This window comes from Bifidobacterium sp. N4G05 (assembly GCF_002742445.1).
GTDB classification, from domain to species: domain Bacteria; phylum Actinomycetota; class Actinomycetes; order Actinomycetales; family Bifidobacteriaceae; genus Bifidobacterium; species Bifidobacterium hominis.
Genome location: NZ_NJNQ01000004.1, coordinates 48,904 through 71,946 on the forward strand (window position 1 = coordinate 48,904; position 23,043 = coordinate 71,946).

Genomic DNA, 23,043 nt, shown 5'->3' on the forward strand with positions numbered 1-23,043 from the left:
GAGAACAACGCCATGCAGTCTTCGCACAACACGTCGTCCGGCTTATCACAGCCGGCACAACCTCTGGGAAACAGCAGATCGATAACCTGCGAACATGCCCTCGTCATTGAGTCCATGCGCGGACTTCCATCCGGTTCTACCGTGACAGACTGGCGATGATTCCACCACACAGCTTCACGGTATCGTTTGGGCAGGTGACCTTCACCGCCCTAGCGCCGGCCCGCGCCGCAGGGTAATCATTGCCATCAGGATCCATACGATCCCCTACGAATACGATCTGGTCCACTTCAATGCCAAGAATATCGGCCAATTCCCGGACCGCAAACGACTTGTCGACGTTTTTTGCGGAAATATCAACACTGCTGGCTCCACCCGGACGCACCTCAAGATACGGCAAATCGGCAGCAACGGCCCGCGCCAAACGATTTTTCTTCTCATTGGTCGGATCCCATGCCTCCTTAGCCTCGATGGGTGCAAGCTGCCCCAATGCGGAGAACGTAATCTGACTGCCGCGGTTTTCGATGCGCTCGCCCCAAACATGGGTGAGCCATATGTTCTGCTCGCGTGCATTACGTTCCAACGATTCGTAGGCTTTCGCACGATCCTCTTCACTGAGGTCGTGGGCGAAGATCTGCATCCAATTCGCACCATCCCAACGATAGTATCGCGTGCCGCTGGTTGGCATAAGATGCAGATTCGCCCGGTTTGCCTGCCCTGTCAGCCGTTCCACCACCTGGCTTTTCAGCAACGCATACTTGCCTCCGGTGATCACCGCGACATCGATCAGTGACGTCAATGCGGAGAAGCATTCGGCCATATCGTCCTTCATCGGTTTTTTTGACCTTGCCAGTGTATTGTCAAGATCGAAGGCGATAAGTCGTACCCCAGCGCACAGATCATCGATATTCACGTCATTCCAACAGGGCACGGAAATATCCGTCATGATCGTTCCTCCTATGTCGGTGCAATGAACAATATGGTATCGCATATTCACGCAAAGCCCTGATATGGTAGAGGTCATGTATCAATTGCCTTGGGAATCAACCGTGTATAGGAATCGTCATGGTCGTGGAACGAGAACGCCGATGTTCGGCACGAGACTTCCACGGTACCGCACACGAAGCGGCATGTTCGACGATATGCTGGTTGCGCAGATTCGCAGGCTCAACAATGCGTGGCCGGAACTGGTGGCGCCGGTGCAGTTTGCTGTCGAGGATGTGCCACCATCCGACCCGGCGCCTTGGGAGGCCACCCCACATTTGGGGTCGCAGTCGTTTCCTGCCGAGCATGGCATACCGCCGCGCATAGTGCTGTACCGTATGCCTTTGCAGTCGCATGCGCGCAGCCGCATGGATCTTCAGCTCGCGATTCGAGACGAAGTGGTGCTGCGTCTTGCGGAACTGTATGGGCGCCGTCCTGAGGAGATCGACCCGGATTGGGGTATGTGATCAGCGCACGATGGTCATGTTCTGATTGGACCACACCTGTTCGCGGGCTTCCTTCAGATCAGTTGCACCGATAATGGACACTCCGGCCAGCTTTGCATCCGAAACGTCCTTCTGGCTTACGCGGATGTTCCACACCATGGATTGATTCGGATCGGTGAGACGGACCGCGGCCACGTCTCCATCATTGACATCCGCCAATTCGACCGTGGTTGAGGCGCCGGCTTGGATGGTGATGTCACTCTGATCCACGATACCGCCGGCCTCGTTATATGACGTCAATGTAGCCGTGCGATCGTCGTCCGATGTGTTGGTGACGCTCACTTGCGCCGTGGCATGGTCAGGGACGGCCATGGCGGAGACATTCATTGGCACCGAAGCATTGACCAAAGCGAAATCAGCCTGATCGCCATCTCCATCATTGGTGACTTTTGCAGCAGCCATTACCGGCTCAGTGGCGCTGATGGTGAGGCCGGTCGCCGATTCGGGAACGGAACCCAAGTCGATGACCGAAACGCGATTCGCCTCAAGCGTCTGCCGATTGGTGTTCTTCATTCCTTTTCCGTCCGTCCAAGATACCGTGACGTCGGACTTCCGGGACGGATACACATACAGATTGACGGCGTCGCCTTCCGACAATCCGTTAATCGCCAGCGCCTTCGCTGAAGCATTGTTGGGGACCGCATAATCCGAACCTTTCGAAGTCAGACCGTCCATTGCGATCGTGCGGACCACGGCAGCGACCGGAGTATCCGCACTGGACACGGTGACATACAGGGCGTCCTGTTCGGAAGCCGCCGCGGCAAGGTTCAATATGGATTCCTTGCCCGCCCCCACCATCAACGTCGAACCTGTAGACAACGCCAAGGCACCGGCTTTGTCGGATCCCCAGACCTTGATGTTCACCGACGTGGCTTTGGCTGAAGGATTGGCCACAACCAGCTGCTGGGTCATGCCTGTTTTGGTGCCCGGCACCATCAACGACTGGTTCAAAGCCGGTGTGACGCAGGAAGCCGCGGAAACGCCTTTCAAATCTCCATCAGTGGCCCAAGACATCATCGAGGAAGCCGCTCCCGTTCCATCGGAAGCCGACAACAAACGGGTGTCCTGCAACTGGGAACCGTCATCGACGGTACCAGACGCAATAAAAACATCATCGTCCGATCCCTCATCATCCTTGTTCAGTACCAACGCCGAAGTGGTCTCATCAGCGCCAAAAAGTCCTACGGAGGAACGGAACACCGCACCGAATGCCGTGTAACGCGCCGACGATGCGATATTGCCGTTGGACGCCTGATATTCACTGTCACCATACGCACCGGTATCAGCAATCGTCATTCGTGCAGGGCAATACGTTTCCAGCTGGCGGGGGCTGACCGTACGAGACACGGACGAGCGTTGCGTCGCCGGCGAATCGGCATGAATCCATGTCGGACGATATACCGCAGCCACAGCCACCAATGCGACGATGACCAGCACCGACGCAACCGCCAGCACCACACGCCAAACCGTTTTGGAACGGGAATGCTTACTCATGCTTCCTCCTGACCCTGACGCCTCATGCGCGGAAGCGCAACCAAGCAGTACGCAGCAATAACAACCCCCATGCACCACAGCCATGCCTGGCGCCAAACGCTCGACTCCGCCTGGCGATACCCCTTGCGGTCGATATGTTGCTTGGCTGTGTCTTGAAGGGTAAGACGATAGTACGTCCCCGCATCGGTGCTCACAACGTTCTGCGTACCATCCGAAGCGCTGATATTAGAATTCAACTGGTCGAATATCTGCTTTTGCGCCTTGTCATCACCGGAACGCACCACATATATGCCGCCGAATCCCAATTCACTCAAATCGGCAACGGCATCGGAATCAGCATTCGACAATAGCTGAGCACAATCCTTCGCAATCGCCTTGCTCGCATCATCGGAACGTCCGAAAGCCACTTCGACGCGCTGCGCCGGAGAACCGTCAATCAAATCACCTCGACGCGTGCGCATCACACTGTAGCTGATGGAACCTGTGCTATCCGCACGTACGGCAAGCACACGTCTCGCCTCATCCTGCGCAAGGTAGTCGGAAGCGACGATAGGCAGTCCCGAATCGCTGGCAGCGACCGTGTCATGATCTCGCATGATGAAATCGAAACCGGCACTCGCCACAACAGATGCGGCGATCAAGACAACCAGTACGATTCGCACGGTACGACCGGCAATAATGCCCTCAGAGGATTCATGCCCTTCAATCTCAACATTACCGGCGGGCCGCTGCCACAGCATGACGAATCTTTGCACCGCACTGCCGGCGACCATGCACACGCAAGACAGCAACCCCATCATCGTGAACGAAACACCTGGAAGCACGGAACCGGCCACGGCTCCGTCGGAGTCGACCGCAACCACAACCGCAGCGGAAAGCAGCGAAGTAGCCAAGCCTGCTATCGACACAACCCACATCATGCGCGACGCACGAAGTACAAACGGCAGGAACAGCGACACCGCGGCGAGAAGCACAATCAAGGCCAATATCGCCACAGTCGCATACTGCCATGCCTCGCCTGATAGGGTAACGCCGAACGCGCGGGAAACAATATCCGAAAGATTGGCGATCATCGGACGCCCATCATGCGCCGACGACGGCAACATCACGCTACCGAAAATCTGACGCCAGGTGCCAGCTCCCGCGTAACGTACCGCATTGACCAACGTCGGCGCACATACGAACGCAGCCGGCAGCGGAATCAACAGCAGGGTCGTTCTATGGGAGCGCACAAGCATAAGGAACACAAGGAACGACAACATCAACGGCAGCAACAATTGCGGTTCGGCGGCTACAACGGGAATGAAGCATAACGCGGCAAGAGCGGCGGCCTGCACGGAAGCCTGAGGCTTGAGCAAATCCTCCGTTCGATACATGCCCACAGCTCGGAAAGAGAACGCGAAAGCCCCGGGGAGGAACACCATAACCGTCATCATCGCCACATCGGCATCGTTATATACGCTCATTGACAACGATATGGCGAACCATGCCAATGCGGTCACGCAGCGTACCGTGTCAGAGCGGGTGAAGATTCCAGCCAAAGCCCAGAACGACAGCACCATCAACGGCGCTGACAGGAAAAACACCACAGCGACGGCGGTCGCCACATGCCCCGCAGTGAACACGGAAACCACCATGAGCGTCAACAGCCATGGCGCACTCGGCGCGCTGACGCCGGTTCCCGCGGTATACGCCCACGACGTGGTGGCGGCGCGGACCAGCTGGGCAAAGCTTGCGTCGGTCGGCAGCAATGTATGCGAATACATCGATGCACCGGAGCACACGCTACGGAACACATTCCAATACAGGAAGACGATCCAAGCGAACGCGATCAACGCAGAAGTGAGGGCAAATCCCCACCTGCGCATCAGCCTTTTGCGCAGATGCGCTTTGGCGAGGGGGCTAAGAATCACCGTGCCATGCTGGTCGAGGAAAGCCCGCCTGCGATCGTTCCATTGTTTGATTTGCTGACGGCTCGCCTGCAATGCTGACAGTGATTTCAGAGAAACCTTGCTTTGCTCGCGCAGCCTGGCGCGAGCACGCCATGCGCCCGGCAGGTAGAGCAGTGAACGCCACGGCAAAGCCAGCTCGCAACAGGCATGGTACGGCTGCTTACGGGTGAGGCAGAGCACGGCCAAGCCCAGCGCCTTGATAATCGACCAGATCCACAGCAAAGGCCACCAGGAACGATGCACATCCGTGTACGCATATTTCGTGTTCGCCTCACGCTTCGCAAGATATGGATCGACGCGGCCATCCTCGTCTTCGACCGGCTGGCCACTTTTGGAGCGTACGCCGTCGAACCGTGCTCTTCTATGGGCAATCCGAGCCTGTGGCACCACCACCACACGACCTCCACCCAGGCAGATGCGCCGGCATAGATCCATGGATTCGGCGAAGGTGCCAAACCAGGAATCAGCGCCCTTCCACGTTCGCAAGGCAGCCAATGGAACCAACGCGCCGGAAAGCGAAACTGCCAGCACATCCTGCCGGCCATCATACTGTTCCTGATCGGGTTCCCCATCCACCACCAAAGACACAAGATTGTGGTGTCCCGCATACAGACCGACGTTATGCAGGTTTTTCGCTTGCCAATCCAACTGTTTCGCGCCGAGCAAAGACGCCGTCGGCGTGTTTCTCCAAGCATCAAGCAATGCTTCGAGGCATAGCTCGTCGGCCGGCCTGGAATCGTCGTGCAAAGTCCACAGTGCGCTGACCTGGGCGTCAAGATCGATCTGCCGTATCGCGCGAGACACGGCGTTCGTGAATGACGTCGCGCCTTTCACCCCTACCAGAACGACACGTACGGTTTTGCTTTCAGGAACTTCCGTAAGCACGCCAGCCGGCGACGGAATGACGTCAAACGTCATCTGCATGGGCTGTTCTACCTGATTAGTGCAATCTGCAACGATGATGGTACCCGGAAGCACACGCTGTGCGAGCACCGCCGCAAAGGTGGAAGGGAAAAAGCGTAAATCGCTTTGCGCGGTAATCACCGCAGCCACGGACGGATCGGCATCCTGCCGGTGGGAGTACGGCCTGCTGTTAAGCATATCGGTCACGATTCCCTGAATATCGCTGCTGGCATTAGAATTCATAATTTCCAGTGTACGCACGGGGCATGCCGTACGTCATGCTTGTTCCTTGTGTTCCTTCTTGTAACGACGACGCTCGCGTTCGCTCAAACCACCCCAAATGCCGAATCGCTCATCGTGTTCGATGGCCCATTTCAGGCACTGTTCGCGGACCTCACACTGGGCGCACACGCGTTTGGCATCCCTAGTGGAACCGCCCTTTTCAGGAAAGAACGCCTCCGGGTCGGTTTGGGAACATAAGGCCCTATGCTGCCAAGAAACATCGTCATCGCGCTTGAACAGACCCCACAACTCCGCAAGCGGATTGTCGGAGGACTCATCGATCACGCCCCACATGCGTCCTCCCCATATCTATACATATGCACACTTCAGTCGTGTTAAATTACACACATGCAATTTCTTTTTGTCAAGTTTTCCGCCGTGTCAATAACCTTGATTCAAGAAAAATGTGGTATATGGAACGACCGGGACGATGGGGGTCTGAAGCAAAATCAGTGAAAATCGGGGAACATCTCTATAATCCCATAACAGAGTAGTGGTATGTTCTAGAACGCGTTGAGATATGGCGTGATCTTTTGTATAAACAGGAAGGCGATACCGTGACCACATCACCAGCCGGCGATAAGCTTCCTAACGTCAATGGACTGCGAGATGCACAGCCGCGACACAGCCTTGGATATCGAGTGCAGCATCGCACGAGGACGATAGTCGCTTCGGTCATCGCGGCGATGCTAGTGTTCTCGGGAACCGCGGCAGCCGCGACATGGTTGGATGTGAATGGCATCATCAAAAACCATTCAGTGGAAATTATCGGTCAAGGTTCACTTGATGCCAACACGGCGATCATCGACCCAAATTCCGGCAAGCCTATCGAATTCGTACTCATCGGGCAGGATTCCCGCGATGGCAAGGAAAACCAGTCCGTCGGAGGCGATTTCGACGATGTGGTAGGCAACCATCAGGCTGACACCACGATGGTGGTGCAGATTTCCGCGGACCGCACCAAAATCAACCTGGTTTCCATTCCGCGCGATTCCTTGGTGGATGTGCCCCAGTGCGAGACGACCAATGGCACGATTCCAGCGCAATACAACGTGATGTTCAATTCAATTTTCGCGAACGCATATCAGACCGGCGGCGATCTCGCCTCGGCCGCAAGCTGCACGTTGAATGCAGTGAACAGTCTCACCGGATTGAACATTCAGAACTTCATCGTCGTGGATTTCGCAGGTTTGGTCAAGATGGTTGACGCCGTGGGAGGCGTCGACCTGTGCATCCCGCAGGATGTCGACGATCCCTACACCAGCCTGCAGCTCACCAAGGGACTGCACCATCTGAATGGATATCAGGCGACGCAGTACGCGCGAACCCGCCATGGTTTGGGAGATGGTTCCGACACGTCGCGCACGACCAGGCAACAGTACCTCATCAAACAGTTGATGAACGAGGCACTCAGCAAGAATCTTCTCACCGATACCGCACAGCTATATCAGCTGGCGAAATCGGCGTTGCAATCACTGTATATTTCGCAAGGCATGGCCGACACCGCCGCACTTGCAGGTCTCGCCATGAGTCTCAAGGACTTCAATCTGTCCAACCTGTATTCGCAGACCGTTCCGGTAGTGTCCGCGCCGTCGGATCCGAACCGTTCGGTCTGGGCCGATGAGGCGGAGACGCTTTGGGAAAAGATGCGCGCGGACAAGCCGATTTATGGTTCCGATGAGTCCGAGGCGAACACTAATGACGGCAGCGCAGACAATTCCGGCGATTCCACCGATACTTCGGCTGAAGGCACCGACAATGCGGGTTCCCAGGAAGCAGCACCCACGCCCGATCCAGTTACTGGTCTGATCACGCAAGCCGATGGCACGCTGATCGATCCGAACACCGGCGGCACGGTCGACCCTGAAGATGGTTCCATCCATGACGCTCTTACCGGACAGTACATCGGACTTGCCGACCGTTACCTCAATGCGACGGTTTGTGCCGTTCCCGCAAAGAACTAGACCGCTTTCACCGAATCCGTTCCTACACGGTGTAAATGGTGTAGGAACGGATTTCTTTGTGGAGGATATTTGTATGAGTGAAGAGAACGGCGGCAAGGATCCCATGTCCGTACCACCGAGCTTCATCCCGTCCGCAGGGCGGAAGAAGACGGAACCACAACCTCATAAATCCCCGGTTCCTCCGAAATCCGGCTCCCAATCGATTCCGAGCTTTTCTCCTGCCTCGCAACAGGCCCGTTCTAGCGCTTCGCATTCGGCCAGACGATCCACGCAATCGGCTTCCGCAGCGCCATCCGCAGCTGCGTCGGGCACACCGCAAAGCTTCCGCCCTGCCGCACGTTCCGCCAGCGGAACACGCAAACCGGCCACGTCCTCTCCCGCCTCATTCGCACCTGTTTCAGCATCGCATAATCCGAAACGTACGGTACAACAGGTACGAGGCTCCTCCTCCAGACCAGCAAGCACACCACGAATGACCAACCAAGGCACCTCAAGACAAAACATGGCCGGCTCCGGCGCATCGGCATTGCAATCCGTCGCAAAAAAATCCGTTCGACCGCACGGAAAGCGCCATGTGGGAAGAACCATTCTGATCATCTTCCTTGCCATAATCCTCTCTTTGGGATTGTCGACATTCTCCGCATGGAATTGGGTGGACGGGCAGCTCAACAAACAGTCCTGGCTGACCGGCAAAGCCGATACCGCCGGCGAAAGCTGGCTGATTCTCGGTTCTGACGAGCGCGAAGGCACCATTGGCGACGCGGGAGACGTGACCGGTTTCAGAACGGACACCATTCTCGTACTCACCAAGCCGAAATCCGGCTCGTCCTCACTGATTTCCATTCCGCGTGATTCCTTGGTGGAAATCGACCAAAACTATATGAAAATCAATGCGGTCGCGCAACTGTATAGCGGAAAACAGCTGGTCAACGAGGTTGAAGACATCACAGGGCAGAAAATCGACCATGTTACCATGGTGCAGTTCGGCGGCCTTGTCAAAGTGGTCGACGCCCTTGGCGGTGTTGAATTGTGCTACGACCAAGACGTGGATGACCCGTACTCCCAACTGCACTGGACTGCCGGTTGCCATACTGCCGACGGCAACACCGCGCTTGCGTTCTCTCGTATGCGTTATGCCGACGCGCAAGGTGATTTCGGACGTGCGGCCCGTCAGCGCCAGGTCATCAACGCCATAGTGAAAAAGGGCGCATCCAAGAATACGCTTCTGAACTTCGGTAAGGTCAAGAAAGTAGCGGAAGCGGCGTTAAGCTCCGTGACCGTGGATGAGAAGGCTTCGACCTCATCGCTGCTGCACATGGCCTTGGCCTTCAAAAGCGCTTCCGGAGACCAAGGCATTTCGGGAAGCGTCTACTGGACCGACCCCGACTATTACGTTGATGGCGTTGGCTCCAGCGTGTTGTTGGATGAGCAGAAGAATCTCGAATTGTTCTCCGAGCTGGCCAAAGGCACCCACGAGGCAGGCACTGTAGGCACGCTTGCCGAACAGCAGGGCTGACATTCCAGTCGGAGGATGTGGATAACTCATCCTCCGACCACAACCTTGGTTTCAGCTTGCACCCACTTATCCGCATTGCCCACTATGGCGGGTATGAATGGCAAGAACAAACGCAAGCATACCGATGGATTCAATGAAAACCGGCTGATGCTCATCAGCTGGGCCGCGCCTGTGCTGGCGCAGTTCGTCATGCTTGTCGCGATGGTCGCGCAACGACAATGGCTGTACGTGGCTATGCTTGCTCCGGGGCTTGTCGGCAGCGCAATGTCGTTGATATCCATGGCATTGCGGTTTCGTCAGAAACAGCAGCATGACGAACCTACGGACCCGGCGCCGTCGAAGGTTGCGGAAACGCTAGAGCGGGCCATTGACCGATCACCATTCGCCGCGATGCCCCGTGTATGTTTCGAACGCCTCTACGGTTTGGATGACGACATGCTGCCGTGGCGTACCATCGCCCGAACGTGGCTCTCCCCCACATCCTCCTGCCCCTTAGGAATCACGCAACGTGGCTTGTTCCATACGGATTTGCAACGATCAGGCCCGCACGCGATGGTTGCAGGCACCACAGGATCGGGAAAATCGGAACTGCTCATCAGTTGGTGTCTATCGCTCGCCATGCAGCACAGCCCGGACGATCTGCATTTCGTGTTTCTGGATTTCAAGGGCGGATCGACGTTCAATGCCTTGGAACAGCTTCCGCACACGGTTGGAAATGTTTGCGATCTTGACCTGTCCCATGCGGTCCGTGCACTGAACGCCATCGAACAGGAACTGATTCGGCGTGAGACTTTGGTGAGCGCCGAACGTGTCTCCCGTTTCGACCAGCTGGCCAATCCTCCGGCAAGACTGGTCGTGGTCATCGACGAGTTCCACGCACTTCGCGACCGTCTGCCCGACTATATGCAACGGTTGAACCGTCTTGCATCGCTCGGCCGTTCCCTCGGCATGCATTTGATTGTCTGCACGCAAAATCCCATGGGCCAGGTTCATGCCGATATGAAGGCCAACATGTCGCTAAGCATATGCTTAAGGGTTACGGACCAGATGCAGTCGAACGAATTGATCGGCATACGAGACGCGGCGTTGATTCCTCCCCATATGCCTGGCGCCGCCTATTGCAATGACGGACAGCGCACCACGCCCTTCCTGTGCAGCGCGGTTCGAGATGTCAACCGACTTATCCGCAACATCGACACAGCCGCACGATTCCATGCTTGCAAACACCCCGATCTCTTGTTTTCCGATCCGCTCGCCCGGCATGCGACGCAATCCGATCTGTCGACCACAACGAACCGGCCATGGCACGAAATTCCTTTCGCTCTTGCTGACGATGGCGTGCTTGTACATACCGCCGTTCTTGACGTGAGCCAACAAAACATCGCCATTATCGGCGCCTATGGCAGCGGTAAAACCAATCTGCTGCTGCATTGCGCACGTTGGCTGTACGACACAGGTCGTGCCAATATTCGTTTCACACGCAAAAGCGAACATGGCATGGTGACGGATGACGGAAGGCCCTCGTCTTTGTATGAACGCAGCATCTGGATTGTGGATGATGCGGACGATCCGCTCAATCCTTTTTCCACTTCGCCTGAAGCGAACGAACTGCGGGAGGCATTGGCAAATCCCAATATCACCGTGATCGCAGCTACGGAAAAACCCACTTCCGCACTGTTGGACCGATGCCCCACCCGTGTGGCTTTTCCCAGCGGAGAACGTTCCAACGATCTGATGTTGGGCATTCCCGGCGCGATTCTGGACGGATTCTCAGCGGATGACTATACCCTCCACGGTCGTGGCGTGCTTATTCAGCAGGCCAAAGCCTGCCCTATTCAGTGTGTAGAATTTCAAGGTTTTTGACGATTCGTGGGATTCTTTTCGTGGAAACTCTTGAAAAGTCGCACGATTCGTGGTTATCTGAGTAACGGACTTACATGCCTTACATGGCAAGAGGAAGGCGATTAATTATATGAGCAGTGCTTTTGACTGGCGCGCCAAGGCCGCATGTCGAGACAAGGATCCGGAGCTGTTTTTCCCGGTCGGCAACACAGGCGCCGCCTACCAGCAGATCGAAGAGGCCAAGGCCGTTTGCCGCACCTGCAAGGTGATTGACGCGTGTCTGAAATGTGCTCTCGACACCAATCAGGATTACGGTGTTTGGGGCGGTCTGAGCGAAGACGAGCGCCGCGCGCTTAAGCGTCGTGCCATGCGCGCCCGTCGTTCCCAGGCTATGCAGATGCAGATCTAAAGGTTTTTCGAAGATCCGTCATTCGCATACGCTCTGCGAATAGCAACTTACAAAAAGGTCCGGTTGACGCCTAACAGCCAACCGGACTTTTTTATGCCTTCCGAATCGCTTTCGCGTTCATCAGTCCTGCGCCGCACGCAGCTTCATGTCAAGCACCACTCGGGTGCCGCCGCCACGGCGAGGTTCCCAACGGACCGTACCGCCGAAATCGTTCTTGACGAACGTGCTGATGATCTGCGTGCCCAGACCGGACCCGGAGGAACGCGCCATGCCGTCATGCTCCTCATTGGCCAAACCGATGCCATCATCTTCAACCATGACATTGAGGTTGTTGCCGCCACGACCCACGCAAATCGTGATGTGCCCGTCTTTTCGGCCTTCAAAACCATGTTCCACGGAATTGGTGATCAGCTCGGTCAGCACCAGAGACAGCGGCGTGGCATCCTGCGCCGGCATCATGCCGAATCGTCCGATGAAATCAATGTCGATGTGCTGGTCGCGCATGGTAGCCAAATCCACAGCCATCTTCAACAGACTGGAAATGACCTTGTCGTAGTCGACGATCTCATCGGCGGTCTGACTCAAGCCTTCATGAACCATGGCGATGGTCTGCACACGGCGCTGCGCCTCTTTCAGCTCTTTCTTGACTTCTTCGGACTTGGTTTTACGTGCCTGCAGTCGCAGCAATGCGGAAACCGCCTGCAGATTGTTCTTGACGCGATGGTGGATTTCGGAAATCGTCGCATTCTTAGTCTGCAATTCCTTTTCACGGCGACGAAGCTCGGTCACATCTCGGCATAGCACGACAGCGCCAACACGGCCATTGGCCTCCATCAACGGCAGCGAACGCATGGACACTGCAGACTTGTTGGCGTCAAGTTCAGAGTCGACGGCAGCCTTGCCACTGAGCACCAGAGGGAGGGTTTCCAGCACGGGATCGTTCTCACGTAGCAGTTTAGTGCCGATTTCGCTCAGGTACTCCCCCTGTATGGTGCTGACCGACCCCAAACGTCGGAAGCAGCTGATGGCGTTCGGCGAAGCATATCGCACGATGCCGTCGACGGTGAGTACGATGAAGCCGTCCGCCACACGCGCATTATGACGCTGGTTCATGATCGGGTTGCGGTACGGGAACTGGTCGCGCGGAATCATCTCATACAGCTGCTTGCCCGCGCTGATACTTTCGGATTCGTAACGTCCATTCGACTCTCGGGTGGCCAAGTTGGTTTCACGTACCACCAAACCCAGAGTCTTGCCGTTGTGGCGTACCGGCGCATATACGTTGCATACCGTGGACCCACCCACCGTGCGAAGCACCGTGGAACGGAACACCGACTCGGAGGCCATCGCAGCATCCAATTCAGCGCGCATCCCCTCCTCAACAACGTCGCCAACGACGTCATCGGTTATAAGGCTCATCACCGTGGATGGACGACACTGCTCGGCGATAATGTATTTGCCCTCGCCATTTTGCAAAATGAGCAGCAGGTCGGCAAAACTCAGGTCGGCAATCACCTGCCAGTCGGCGACCAAATGATGCAGCCATTCACGATCTTCGTCATCGAAATCGGGACGGGTCGTCAAGATATGTGAGAAATCAGCCATGCAGTCCATCATACGCATTACGCCAGAGGTTTTGCACGACACGTGCACATATTAGCCGCATATCATTGGGAAGAGGAATTGACATATCCATGAGTTACGGTAACGTAGGTTACGGTTCCGTAACTTACAGTGGAGGCACGCAGATGGCGAAACCCACAGACGCTCAGATCGAGGAAAAACGCGCGATCATCGCAGAAGCGCGCGAACAGGCGCTTCAAGCCAAGGCCGATATAATTCGCGTGAAGGCACGCAACAAGGCCGAGAACATTCGCAAGAAGGCCGATGGCAAGGCGAAAATGGCCATTGCCAAGGGTGAAGCTCGTGCCGCAAAAATAGAAGGCATCACTCCGACGGAAATCGAACGGAAGATTCGCCTTGACGTGCACGGTCGGCCCAAACCGGCGATGCGCGGCTGGATTCATGCCGTGGCCGCCCCCCTGGCATTGGCGGCCGGCATCGTACTGATCTGCCTGGCTCACGGTACCGGTTTGAAGTGGGCGTGTGCCGTGTTCATGACGTGTTCGCTGGTGTTGTTCGGCAATTCCGCCTGCTACCATTTGGGCGATTGGTCGCCTCGCGTTACCGATGTGCTACGACGCATCGACCACATGAATATCTTCCTGCTGATCGCAGGAACTTATACGCCGGTCTCCTTTGCGCTCGAACCGTTCTGGCGCAATTCAATCATCGCAGGCATGTGGATCTGCACTACCGTGGCGCTCATCATTCACGTCATCTGGATCAGTGCCCCACGCTGGCTTTACGTGATTGTGTATATTATTTTCGGCGTTTCCGGCGTGGCATTCATGGGATTGTTCTGGATTTCACCATACGCCGGCCCGGCGGTTGTGGTGCTGTTGGCCGCAGGCGGCGCCTGCTACATCGCCGGAGCCATCGTATACGCGCTACGTAAGCCTGATCCATGGCCGAAGGTGTTCGGCTTCCATGAGATTTTTCATTGCGGCACCGTCGCCGGTTACGCATGCCACATGGTGGCGATTTACATGGTGATCGTGCAGCTATGGCCGTAAGTTCAGCTCATATCTGATTGCAGTTTGACGAAATATATGACAAGGCTGGTTCATCATTTTATTCGATGAACCAGCCTTGTTATATCGCTTTATGTCGTTGGAATATCAGATTCGGCTTATGACGAACATCACTCAGGCAAGCGGCTTGGCTTCCTTGATGGTCACGGAAATCTCACGTCCGTTCGGAGCCGTGTACGACACAGTGTCTCCCTCGTGAGCGCCGTTGATGGCTGCGCCGATCGGGGATTCCGGGCTGATGATGCTGTAGTCCGTGGCGATGGATAGGTCACGCGTGCCAAGCACGTAGACCATTTCACGGCCGTTGACATCCAGCGTCACCAAAGAACCGTCGCCGACTTCACCGGCCTTGGGCGCGGTCAGAATCTTCGCGTTGCGCAGCTTGACGGTCAGTTCCTCGATGCGTCCCTGATTTACTCGCTGAGCCTCACGAGCGGCCTGATAGCCGCCGTTTTCGCTTAAATCGCCCTCGGCGCGTGCCGCGGAAACCTTGGAAAGGATTTCGTCGCGATACTCGCCTTCACGCCAAGCGAGCTCTTCCTTCATCTTGTCATAAGCTTCCTGCGTCAGCAGAAGCGTTTTTTCTTCGGCCATGTTGCCTCCTTGACCTTGGAAATTACTCTATACCGCTTAGTTTCAGCGGGTGGAGATGATGTCAATCACGAACACCAGAGTGTCTTCGCCGCCGATGCCGGCCTGCGGAACGCCACGGGAACCATAGCCATACTCCGGCGGAATGGACACCACCAAGCGGGAACCGACGTTGTGACCCGGAACGGTCTGGTCCCAACCCTTGATGACCTGTCCAACACCGATGCCGAAGCTGGCCGGCTGGTGACGGTCGAAGCTGGAATCGAACGGGGTGTCTTTGCCCCAGACCACACCGTGATAGTTAACGGTGACGGTGTCGCCGCGACGAACCATCGGGCCATTGCCCTCGAGCAGCTCCACAACCTTCAGACCTGCCGGAGCGGTCTCGGACGAGAATTCGATGGTCGGGCGATCGCCGAACTCAACATTGACAATGGGCATTTGAGATGCCATGGTGAACCTCCTTGAAAAGCACAATGCCACCTAGACTAGCACCAACCACCGCTAGCATTCAACGACATTGACCGCCAAACCACCTTTTGAGGTTTCTTTATACTTGGCCATCATGTCTTCGCCCGTGTCTTTCATGGTTTTGATGGCCTGATCCAAGGTCACGATATGCGTTCCATCTCCCAGCATGGCCATACGAACCGCATTGATAGCAGTATTCGCCGCCATGGCGTTGCGTTCGATGCATGGAATCTGTACTAAACCTCCCACGGGGTCACAGGTCAGTCCCAGATTATGCTCGATGCCGATTTCCGCAGCGTTCTCCACTTGCTGTGGAGTACCGCCCATCACCGCGCACAAACCGGCCGCAGCCATCGAACATGCCGTACCGACTTCTCCCTGGCATCCGACTTCCGCACCGGAAATGGAGGCATTGCGTTTAAACAGGTACCCTACCGCGCCTGCAGTGAGCAGGAAGGTAATAACACCCTCTTCGTTCGCATGGTCAACGAAATGCCAGTAATAGTGAAGCACTGCCGGAATGATTCCTGCAGCACCGTTGGTCGGTGCGGTGACGATTCGCCCACCGCCGGCGTTTTCCTCCGACACCGCCAAAGCGAACAAATCCACCCATGCCGCATCCGACGATTCGAGCACCGCATCCACGCGTTTCTTGTCTCGTGCAAGCACATCACTGTTGGAGGCAAGCCTCGCATACATTTTCGGTGCCCTGCGGGGCGCATTCAAGCCGCCGGGCAACACGGTCTGCGACGTATGGCATCCGTGCTGCACGCAACGACGCATCACCCGCCACACGTTATCCAGTTCGCTGCGAACCTGCACCGCCGACTGCATGGCCGTTTCGTTGGCCCACACAATGTCGGCAATACTCATATGGTGCTTCTCGCATAATGCAATGAGTTCGTCGCATGACATGAATGGATATGGCACATCCAAGCCGTCATCAAGTGAGGAATCACTCTGCTGATCGGTGAAAGACGTTCCGACCGGTGGACGCTCATGAATGCCGATCATCAGATCCTCGGCATTGCCTTGCCGTACGAAGCCTCCACCGATGGAATACCAGACCTGTTCATCAACAAGATTGTTCTGCTGGTCAAATGCTTGGAAACGCATGCCATTAGGGTGCGCGGCCATGCGATGCCACACGTCCATCACCACATCATGCTCATAGTCGAAATCGATGCGATGCTTACCCGCCAGCAACAGTTCCCCACTCGCCTCGCATTCATGACGAATGATGTTCACATGGTCTGTATCGACGGTTTGCGGCATGTTGCCTTCCAGCCCTGCCACAGTCGCACGATCGGTACCGTGTCCCAAGCCCGTTAACGCAAGAGATCCATACAGTACCGTACGCACGCGGCTCACACGGTCAAGCGTTCCCGTATGTTCAAGGGATTCGACAAATTTGAATGCCGCCACCATCGGACCAACAGTGTGTGAGGAACTTGGCCCAACGCCTATCTTGAACATTTCGAGAATACTGAACATATCAATCGCCGCCTTGCCTCTCAGGTGCCTTGCTCAGGCTGCATACAATGCACGGAACATGAGAATCATAATAATCACACCAATGATGGCGGCCGCAACTTCCACCACCAGCATGATGATGGCCGTGGTTTTACGATTGCCGAGTTTAACGTCAAGCAACTTGGCGAACAGGAAGGCGACGAAGCCAAGAGCTGCGCCATTCAGCGCAATCGCACTAATCTGGCCATTGGTGAGCACACTTTCCCTCACCATGGCAAGCACGGAATTGATGGTGGCGGAGAACACCAGCAGGCTCCACACACCGTAACCGATAAGTCCAACAATCGCATATGCGAACGGACGGAACCGCTCACACATTTTAAGCGTGAACGATTCGGCGCACCACAGCAACGCAAAGCCCACAACGAACGTGAACGCCACTGCCATGAACACCGCTTCCATAGCCCATGGAATCAACGCCAACGACGACTTCAACAACGAGAAATACAGCGGAGAGCAAGCTAGTTCGCCCACAGCCAAAACTCCTGCGACGATAATCGCTTGGGAGAGCATCAGCGGAATTTCCGTATCGGGCTGTTCGATTACTGGCTTGATATCTTTCGACGTCATACTTTTTCCGTTCCAGTCGGCTACTTGGGGTTATCAATGCCGCCAGTGTAATAACGGATTGTTTCGTACGTGCTATCCAGCAGTATTTCACAACGACCTCGACCATTAGGCCGTCATCGCAGCCAGAAGACCTGAGATCGGACTATGAATGACAAGTCATCATCATTGAATAGCATACTGAGAGAGTATCTTTTGTTTGAGATTCATCGATTGTTGAACTAGTTGTTCATATGTGAGGCATCCAGACATATCTTCAACGGCGATTTTTTAGGAGCAATTTCTGCATTACGTAGTATTTGAGACACAACGTCAAATTTCTTATTCATTTATCTGCATTTCCTTTCGGATACACTAACAAAAAGCCCACAAACTGCAATAATGGACAAAGCCAGCCAATACATCCATGTTGCATGGAAAGCCGATGTGAGAAGAGGCACGAAAAATCCGCCACAAAACGATCCGATGGATTCACCAATGGCTGTCAGAATAAGACGACAATTGAGTATGTCGACAAGAGGCATGTTTTCTCCGGATTCCACCATGGCGACATTCGTCAACGGTGCGTACGTGCATTCCGCAGATGCAAATACCAGCAGAGCAGCAAATATGAACCATACCGATTGCGTCAACGTTCCCGCTGCGAACAGCGCAAAAGCGATGCCGTACAACCCTAGGCTTAAGCCCATGCAATACGTTGATGTTTTTCCTGTATCCATGATGCGTACCACCAGCCTGCTGATGGGGAACTGCAAAACTATCCCAGCAATGGCATCCACAGTGAAGAACAGTCCACTCGGCAGCAGATCTGAAGAAAAACCATGAAATACGAGCGACATGCCAGAAAAAAGCTGCCCATTCATCACACTGCCAGTAACGACAATCAGCAATACCGGCAACATTCTTCGACTGCTCAACAATGTACCGATGGTGGAAAGAATCGAATTTTCCTCTGAAGGACTATCTGAAGTTCGTAGATAAACATGTCGCTCAAAACAAATTCCGGTGATAACGGATATGACGGCATATATCAGACAAATGATGATGAGAAAGTTGGCGAAACCAAGTCTGCGCTGTACATAAGACGCTGTGATAGGACCAATAGCAGCTCCTAAGTTCGCAGACAAGGTTGCCAGCGAAAAGAATGATGCTTGCTCCTTGCTATCTGCAGTGGCTGCAATGATGTGTCCCCGAAGAGTGAAATTCACCAATGAAATGCCAACACCGAACAACATCAAGCCAAGCAAAGCAAATACAGGCGAAACCTGCAATAGCCACGCAAAAGATACTAGCCCCAGTACGATAATCGCCAAGCTGCTCTGCATGAGCCATAGTGTTGATATTTTCTCAATCAACCGGCCTAAAAACAGTGTACTTCCCCGTGCTGCAGCCGATAGAACACCAAGCATCACACCCGACAAAACACTCGCTGAGCCGACACGCTGGGTGAGCATTATCGGAAGCATCGACAGTACCGCACTGTATGCTAGATTCGTTGTCAAATAGTCAATAGATAGAGACGCATATCTTCTGCGTCGCATAGATTGTTCGCCGTTCACCACTCTCACAGCAGAGAAAACTAGCCCCCTGCACGACGATTGTCATGCGTTGTTCACCATGTGAACACTGGATTTTGAGTCAACATTAAGCTCATCTCAGCGCGAGATAAAACAAGATCCAACCAGTATATTCTGATTGGGTCACATGGTGCCGCCAGCGGGAATCGAACCCGCAATCCGAAGAGACCGATTTTAAGTCGGTTGCGTATACCAGTTTCGCCATGGCGGCAAGGCATCGAACAAGCCGACGCCCAAATTATTATGCCACGTTAACGTTCGGCAAGCAATCGCGTGCCGTAATCCAACACAATGCCATCAAGCAAACCGTGTTCGCTGGCCATGAAGGAGTCGATACGCTGACCATGGTCGGCATAGGCCGCTTCGCTGACTTTGGCGAGCACACGATTCCACACCAAGGCACCGCCGCCAACCACGTCAACACGACCCGGATGAATGGTTTTGTAAGTCAAGCGCTCTTCGCGCGGCATCTTAAGGAACTTGTTATCGACCGCATAAGCGTCTTCCAGCGAGCAGCTGGCACCATCTACCGCGGAATGGTCATATTCGGTCAATCCCATGGCCAGAGCGGTCATGGTGGTCACTGTGCCGGACACGCCGATGATAGTGCGGGTTTTGCCTGCAGGAACCGTTTTGAACGCTTCATCGATATGCTCGTCAATGTCGGCAATAGCCTCTTGGATCTGCGCCTCGGTAGGCGGATCGTTCTTCAAGTGGCGTTCGGTCATGCGCACAGAGCCAATGTTCATGGAGAACGCGGCCTGCACCTGCGTGTTCGGATGGCTTACACCGTCGCCGCCAAGCACCAGTTCCGTAGAGCCGCCACCCAGATCAACCACCAGATACGGGGCCTCGACGTCGCGACGAACCACGCTCGTGGCACCAAGGAAGCTTAGATCAGCCTCTTCCGTACCGGGGATGACTTCCGGACGCACGCCAAGGATCTGCTCGATATTGTCTTCGAATTCCTCACGGTTCTCAGCATCACGAGTGGCCGAAGTGGCAACGAAACGAATGCCGTCCACCGGATGCTCTTTCAGCACCTCGGCGAATTCGCGAGCAGCGGCGTAAGCACGTTCCAATGCCTCATCGGCGAAACGATGCGTCTTATCAACATCCTGACCAAGACGAATCACACGAAGAATACGCGGAACAATATCTTCAACGCCGTCTTCACTGACACGGGAGACCTTCAGACGAATCGAGTTCGTACCACAATCAATGCCGGCAACAGTAACGGATTTCATTGCTTCTTCTTTCTGTCTGAATATGGTTCAGTCTTCGTTTTCCACCGTGCAACGACATACACTGGGGTCGAATTCATGACGAATCGCTTCCAATGCCATGTCTCCGATCGGATTGGCGCCCTCGCCCATCACCAGAGTTTGCGCCAACAAGGCATGCAAACACTTGACGCGCACAGGCATGCCGCCAGCGCTGGTGCCTTCGATATGCTCCTCACTGTCTCCCATGGCAACGGCGATTTCATGCCGAAAGGCCAAATACAGTTCGTGCGCACGCTCGTAGGCGGTTTTCAGATCGTCATCTTCAGCCAAAAGATCGTTGTACTCCTTCATCTTGCCTTCGGCTTCGATGTGGGAGATGGCTTTCACCGCTTCCGGACCAGTCAAATAGCAAGTGGTCGGGAAAGGCACGTCTCCCGGCAGCAGCGGACGCGTGACCACAGCCAAAGGCCTGCCGCACACGCAACGTGCTCCGACAGCCACCATGCCACGCGGGTAACGACCCAACTGACGCTCGACCACAGCAATATCATGCTCGGTAGCAGGCTGGTCGAGAACCTTCTTCGCCAAGATTTTGGCCCGTTCGCTGATTGTCATACCCTGTGTCACTCCTGCTGATCTCCTGATTGCTGTTGGTTATTGTCTTGTGAAGTTTGCTGCTGGTCACCAGATTCCTGGCCAGTTCCATTCGCATCCGATTCGCCGGCTGACGGACTTCCGGACGTTTCCATCGACTTCGCTTCATCCGACTGGTCGGCTTGTTTGAACGAATACGCCATCTCCTTGTACCAAGGCAGTACGGTTTTCTGCGATTCGTCCGTCGTCTTCTTATCTTCTGTGGTTTCGCCGGTTACCGCTTCGGGATGTTCCACACGAATAGCCTGTTCTCCCGGAAATACGAATCCCAGACGATCCCTCGCCTGCGCCGTAACGTAGGCTTTATCATCCCAACGCGCGATGTCGTTTTCCAATTCCTGCTTTTGCGCTATCAATGAGGCTTCCTGCTTCTTCAAGCCATTCAATTCAGCCATATTCAACGCATAGACATGGAAGGTCGACGCCAACTGGATGATCCCTAAAGCCACGATAAATAACGCCACAAAGAACGCGATGGGACCAGCGCTGCCTTTTTTGGATGCTTTCTTGCGTGACTTTGAACTCATAGCAACGAAAATACCCGTCGCATTCGACGAGGAACACGACGGGCATTCTATATCAGCGCATATTCAATGCGCTTACGCTCACTTGGCGATGTACTTCTTGCAAGCCTTGAAAGCGCTGTAGCCAGCATACTGAGCGGTGGAGCCAAGCTCCTCCTCGATCTCGAGCAGGCGGTTGTACTTGGCGATACGCTCGCCACGAGCCGGAGCACCGGTCTTGATCTGGCCGGTGTTCTTTGCCACAGCCAGGTCGGAGATGGTGGTGTCCGGGGTCTCGCCGGAACGGTGGGAAACCATGGAGGTGAAGCCGTTCTTGGTGGCCAGCTCGATGGCGTCGAGGGTCTCGGTAACGGTACCGATCTGGTTCAGCTTGACCAGCAGGGAGTTGGCGGCGCCGAGCTCGATGCCCTTAGCCAGACGTGCCGGGTTGGTGACCAGCAGGTCGTCGCCGACGAACTGCAGGCGATCGCCGAGCTTGGAGGTGATGGCAGCCCAGTCTTCCCAGCCTTCTTCCTGGAACGGATCCTCGATGGAAACGATCGGGTACTCGTTGATGAGGTTCTCGTAGAAGTCGAGCATGTAGCCGGCTTCACGATCATCACCTTCGAAGTGGTACTTGCCGGTCTCCTTGTTGTAGAACTCGGAGGAAGCCACGTCGAGGGAGATGCCGATCTGCTTGCCCGGCTCGTAGCCGGCGGCGGAGATGGCGTCCATGATGTAGTTCAGGGAGTCCTTGTTGGACTTCATCTTCGGAGCGAAGCCGCCCTCGTCGCCGAGGCCGGTGGCCAGGCCTTCCTTCTTCAGGACGTTCTTCAGGGTGTGGTAGACCTCAACGCCTGCACGCAGAGCCTCGCTGTAGGTGTCGAAGCCGTACGGGGAGATCATGTACTCCTGAATGTCGGTGGCGAAGTCAGCGTGAGCGCCACCGTTCATGATGTTCATGTTCGGAACCGGCAGGATGTGGCCGTTGGTGCCGCCGATGTAGCGGTACAGCGGCTGGCCTGCGGACTCAGCGGAGGCGTACAGAGCAGCCAGGGACACGCCGAGGATGGCGTTGGCGCCCAGACGACCCTTGTTCGGGGTGCCGTCGAGCTCGATCATGACCTCATCGAGAGCGCGCTGGTCGGAAGCGTCCATGCCGATGACCTTCGGAGCGATCTCTTCATTCACGGCCTTAACGGCGTTGAGAACACCCTTGCCCTGGTACACGGACTTGTCGCCATCGCGACGCTCCCAAGCCTCAGCTTCGCCGGTGGAAGCACCGGACGGAACGAGACCCAGACCCTGGGCACCGTCTTCGGTGTCGAGGACGACCTCAACGGTCGGGTTGCCGCGGGAATCGAGAATCTGACGCGCGTAAACGCTTTCAATTACTGCCACAACTACTCCTTATAAAC

General features: G+C 55.3%; 20 protein-coding genes and 1 tRNA gene. 6 read left to right on the forward strand and 15 right to left on the reverse strand.

The window, feature by feature from the left end:
- Positions 1–136 precede the first annotated feature (136 nt).
- The gene (locus CE153_RS04925; RefSeq protein ID WP_099595370.1) at positions 137–943 is read right to left on the reverse strand and encodes an HAD-IIB family hydrolase; all 807 of its coding nucleotides are present in this window, start codon (positions 941–943) and stop codon (positions 137–139) included.
- A gap of 76 nt (positions 944–1,019) precedes the next feature.
- Here CE153_RS04925 and CE153_RS04930 point away from each other — a divergent pair, with 76 nt between their 5' ends.
- Entirely contained in the window at positions 1,020–1,448 is a 429-nt protein-coding gene (locus CE153_RS04930; RefSeq protein WP_099570695.1) for a metallopeptidase family protein, read from the forward strand.
- Here the strand turns inward: CE153_RS04930 and CE153_RS04935 are convergent, their stop codons facing one another.
- From CE153_RS04935 to CE153_RS04945, 3 genes are read right to left on the reverse strand one after another with little or no spacing between them, the layout of a single operon-like run.
- Positions 1,449–2,981: a DUF5719 family protein gene (locus CE153_RS04935; protein ID WP_099595371.1), complete on the reverse strand. Its 1,533-nt coding sequence runs from the start codon at positions 2,979–2,981 to the stop codon at positions 1,449–1,451.
- Positions 2,978–6,079, reverse strand: coding sequence for a glycosyltransferase family 2 protein (locus tag CE153_RS04940; protein ID WP_099595529.1), 3,102 nt, complete (start codon positions 6,077–6,079; stop codon positions 2,978–2,980). The genes CE153_RS04935 and CE153_RS04940 overlap by 4 nt, the downstream gene beginning before the upstream one ends.
- A gap of 33 nt (positions 6,080–6,112) precedes the next feature.
- Positions 6,113–6,412, reverse strand: coding sequence for a WhiB family transcriptional regulator (locus CE153_RS04945; protein ID WP_099570697.1), 300 nt, complete (start codon positions 6,410–6,412; stop codon positions 6,113–6,115).
- Positions 6,413–6,675: 263 nt separating this feature from the next.
- Here CE153_RS04945 and CE153_RS04950 point away from each other — a divergent pair, with 263 nt between their 5' ends.
- From CE153_RS04950 to CE153_RS04970, 4 genes are all read left to right on the forward strand, one after another.
- Complete coding sequence (locus CE153_RS04950; RefSeq protein WP_180753412.1) at positions 6,676–8,082, forward strand: LCP family protein; 1,407 nt, start codon at positions 6,676–6,678, stop codon at positions 8,080–8,082.
- 73 nt (positions 8,083–8,155) lie between these two features.
- A complete protein-coding gene (locus CE153_RS04960; protein WP_180753413.1) occupies positions 8,156–9,598 on the forward strand; it encodes an LCP family protein in 1,443 nt (480 codons plus the stop codon).
- Positions 9,599–9,682: 84 nt separating this feature from the next.
- Entirely contained in the window at positions 9,683–11,461 is a 1,779-nt protein-coding gene (locus CE153_RS04965; protein ID WP_099595373.1) for an FtsK/SpoIIIE domain-containing protein, read from the forward strand.
- A 109-nt stretch (positions 11,462–11,570) separates the two neighbouring features.
- Complete coding sequence (locus tag CE153_RS04970; protein ID WP_003835265.1) at positions 11,571–11,849, forward strand: WhiB family transcriptional regulator; 279 nt, start codon at positions 11,571–11,573, stop codon at positions 11,847–11,849.
- Positions 11,850–11,969: 120 nt separating this feature from the next.
- On the opposite strand, the gene CE153_RS04975 is transcribed toward CE153_RS04970, so the two are convergent.
- Positions 11,970–13,454: a sensor histidine kinase gene (locus tag CE153_RS04975; RefSeq protein WP_180753414.1), complete on the reverse strand. Its 1,485-nt coding sequence runs from the start codon at positions 13,452–13,454 to the stop codon at positions 11,970–11,972.
- Positions 13,455–13,597: 143 nt separating this feature from the next.
- On the opposite strand from CE153_RS04975, the gene trhA reads away from it, so the two are divergent.
- Positions 13,598–14,485 carry a PAQR family membrane homeostasis protein TrhA gene (gene trhA / locus CE153_RS04980; protein ID WP_099570703.1) on the forward strand — a complete coding sequence of 296 codons (888 nt, stop codon included), beginning with the start codon at positions 13,598–13,600 and terminating at the stop codon, positions 14,483–14,485.
- Between the two features lie 132 nt (positions 14,486–14,617).
- Here trhA and CE153_RS04985 read toward each other — a convergent pair whose 3' ends face one another.
- The 10 genes from CE153_RS04985 to eno all read right to left on the reverse strand — a co-directional run bounded on the left by CE153_RS04985 (position 14,618) and on the right by eno (position 23,026).
- Positions 14,618–15,097 (reverse strand): GreA/GreB family elongation factor, encoded by a 480-nt coding sequence (locus tag CE153_RS04985; RefSeq protein ID WP_003835271.1) that lies wholly within the window; start codon positions 15,095–15,097, stop codon positions 14,618–14,620.
- 42 nt (positions 15,098–15,139) lie between these two features.
- Entirely contained in the window at positions 15,140–15,547 is a 408-nt protein-coding gene (locus tag CE153_RS04990; protein WP_080788427.1) for an FKBP-type peptidyl-prolyl cis-trans isomerase, read from the reverse strand.
- A gap of 51 nt (positions 15,548–15,598) precedes the next feature.
- Complete coding sequence (locus CE153_RS04995) at positions 15,599–17,059, reverse strand: L-serine ammonia-lyase (protein ID WP_099595374.1); 1,461 nt, start codon at positions 17,057–17,059, stop codon at positions 15,599–15,601.
- Between the two features lie 33 nt (positions 17,060–17,092).
- Positions 17,093–17,668, reverse strand: a complete 576-nt coding sequence (locus CE153_RS05000) for a cadmium transporter (protein ID WP_099595375.1) — start codon at positions 17,666–17,668, stop codon at positions 17,093–17,095.
- Between the two features lie 326 nt (positions 17,669–17,994).
- Complete coding sequence (locus tag CE153_RS05005; RefSeq protein WP_236824471.1) at positions 17,995–19,119, reverse strand: MFS transporter; 1,125 nt, start codon at positions 19,117–19,119, stop codon at positions 17,995–17,997.
- Positions 19,120–19,370: 251 nt separating this feature from the next.
- Positions 19,371–19,453 (reverse strand) — tRNA-Leu (locus CE153_RS05010).
- A gap of 40 nt (positions 19,454–19,493) precedes the next feature.
- Complete coding sequence (locus CE153_RS09010; RefSeq protein ID WP_065447412.1) at positions 19,494–20,489, reverse strand: Ppx/GppA phosphatase family protein; 996 nt, start codon at positions 20,487–20,489, stop codon at positions 19,494–19,496.
- A gap of 27 nt (positions 20,490–20,516) precedes the next feature.
- A complete protein-coding gene (locus tag CE153_RS09015; RefSeq protein WP_099595377.1) occupies positions 20,517–21,083 on the reverse strand; it encodes a DUF501 domain-containing protein in 567 nt (188 codons plus the stop codon).
- An 8-nt stretch (positions 21,084–21,091) separates the two neighbouring features.
- Positions 21,092–21,649: an FtsB family cell division protein gene (locus CE153_RS05025; protein WP_099595378.1), complete on the reverse strand. Its 558-nt coding sequence runs from the start codon at positions 21,647–21,649 to the stop codon at positions 21,092–21,094.
- A 78-nt stretch (positions 21,650–21,727) separates the two neighbouring features.
- On the reverse strand, positions 21,728–23,026 hold the full coding sequence (gene eno / locus CE153_RS05030) for a phosphopyruvate hydratase (protein WP_099570708.1): 1,299 nt from the start codon (positions 23,024–23,026) through the stop codon (positions 21,728–21,730).
- Positions 23,027–23,043: the final 17 nt, after the last annotated feature.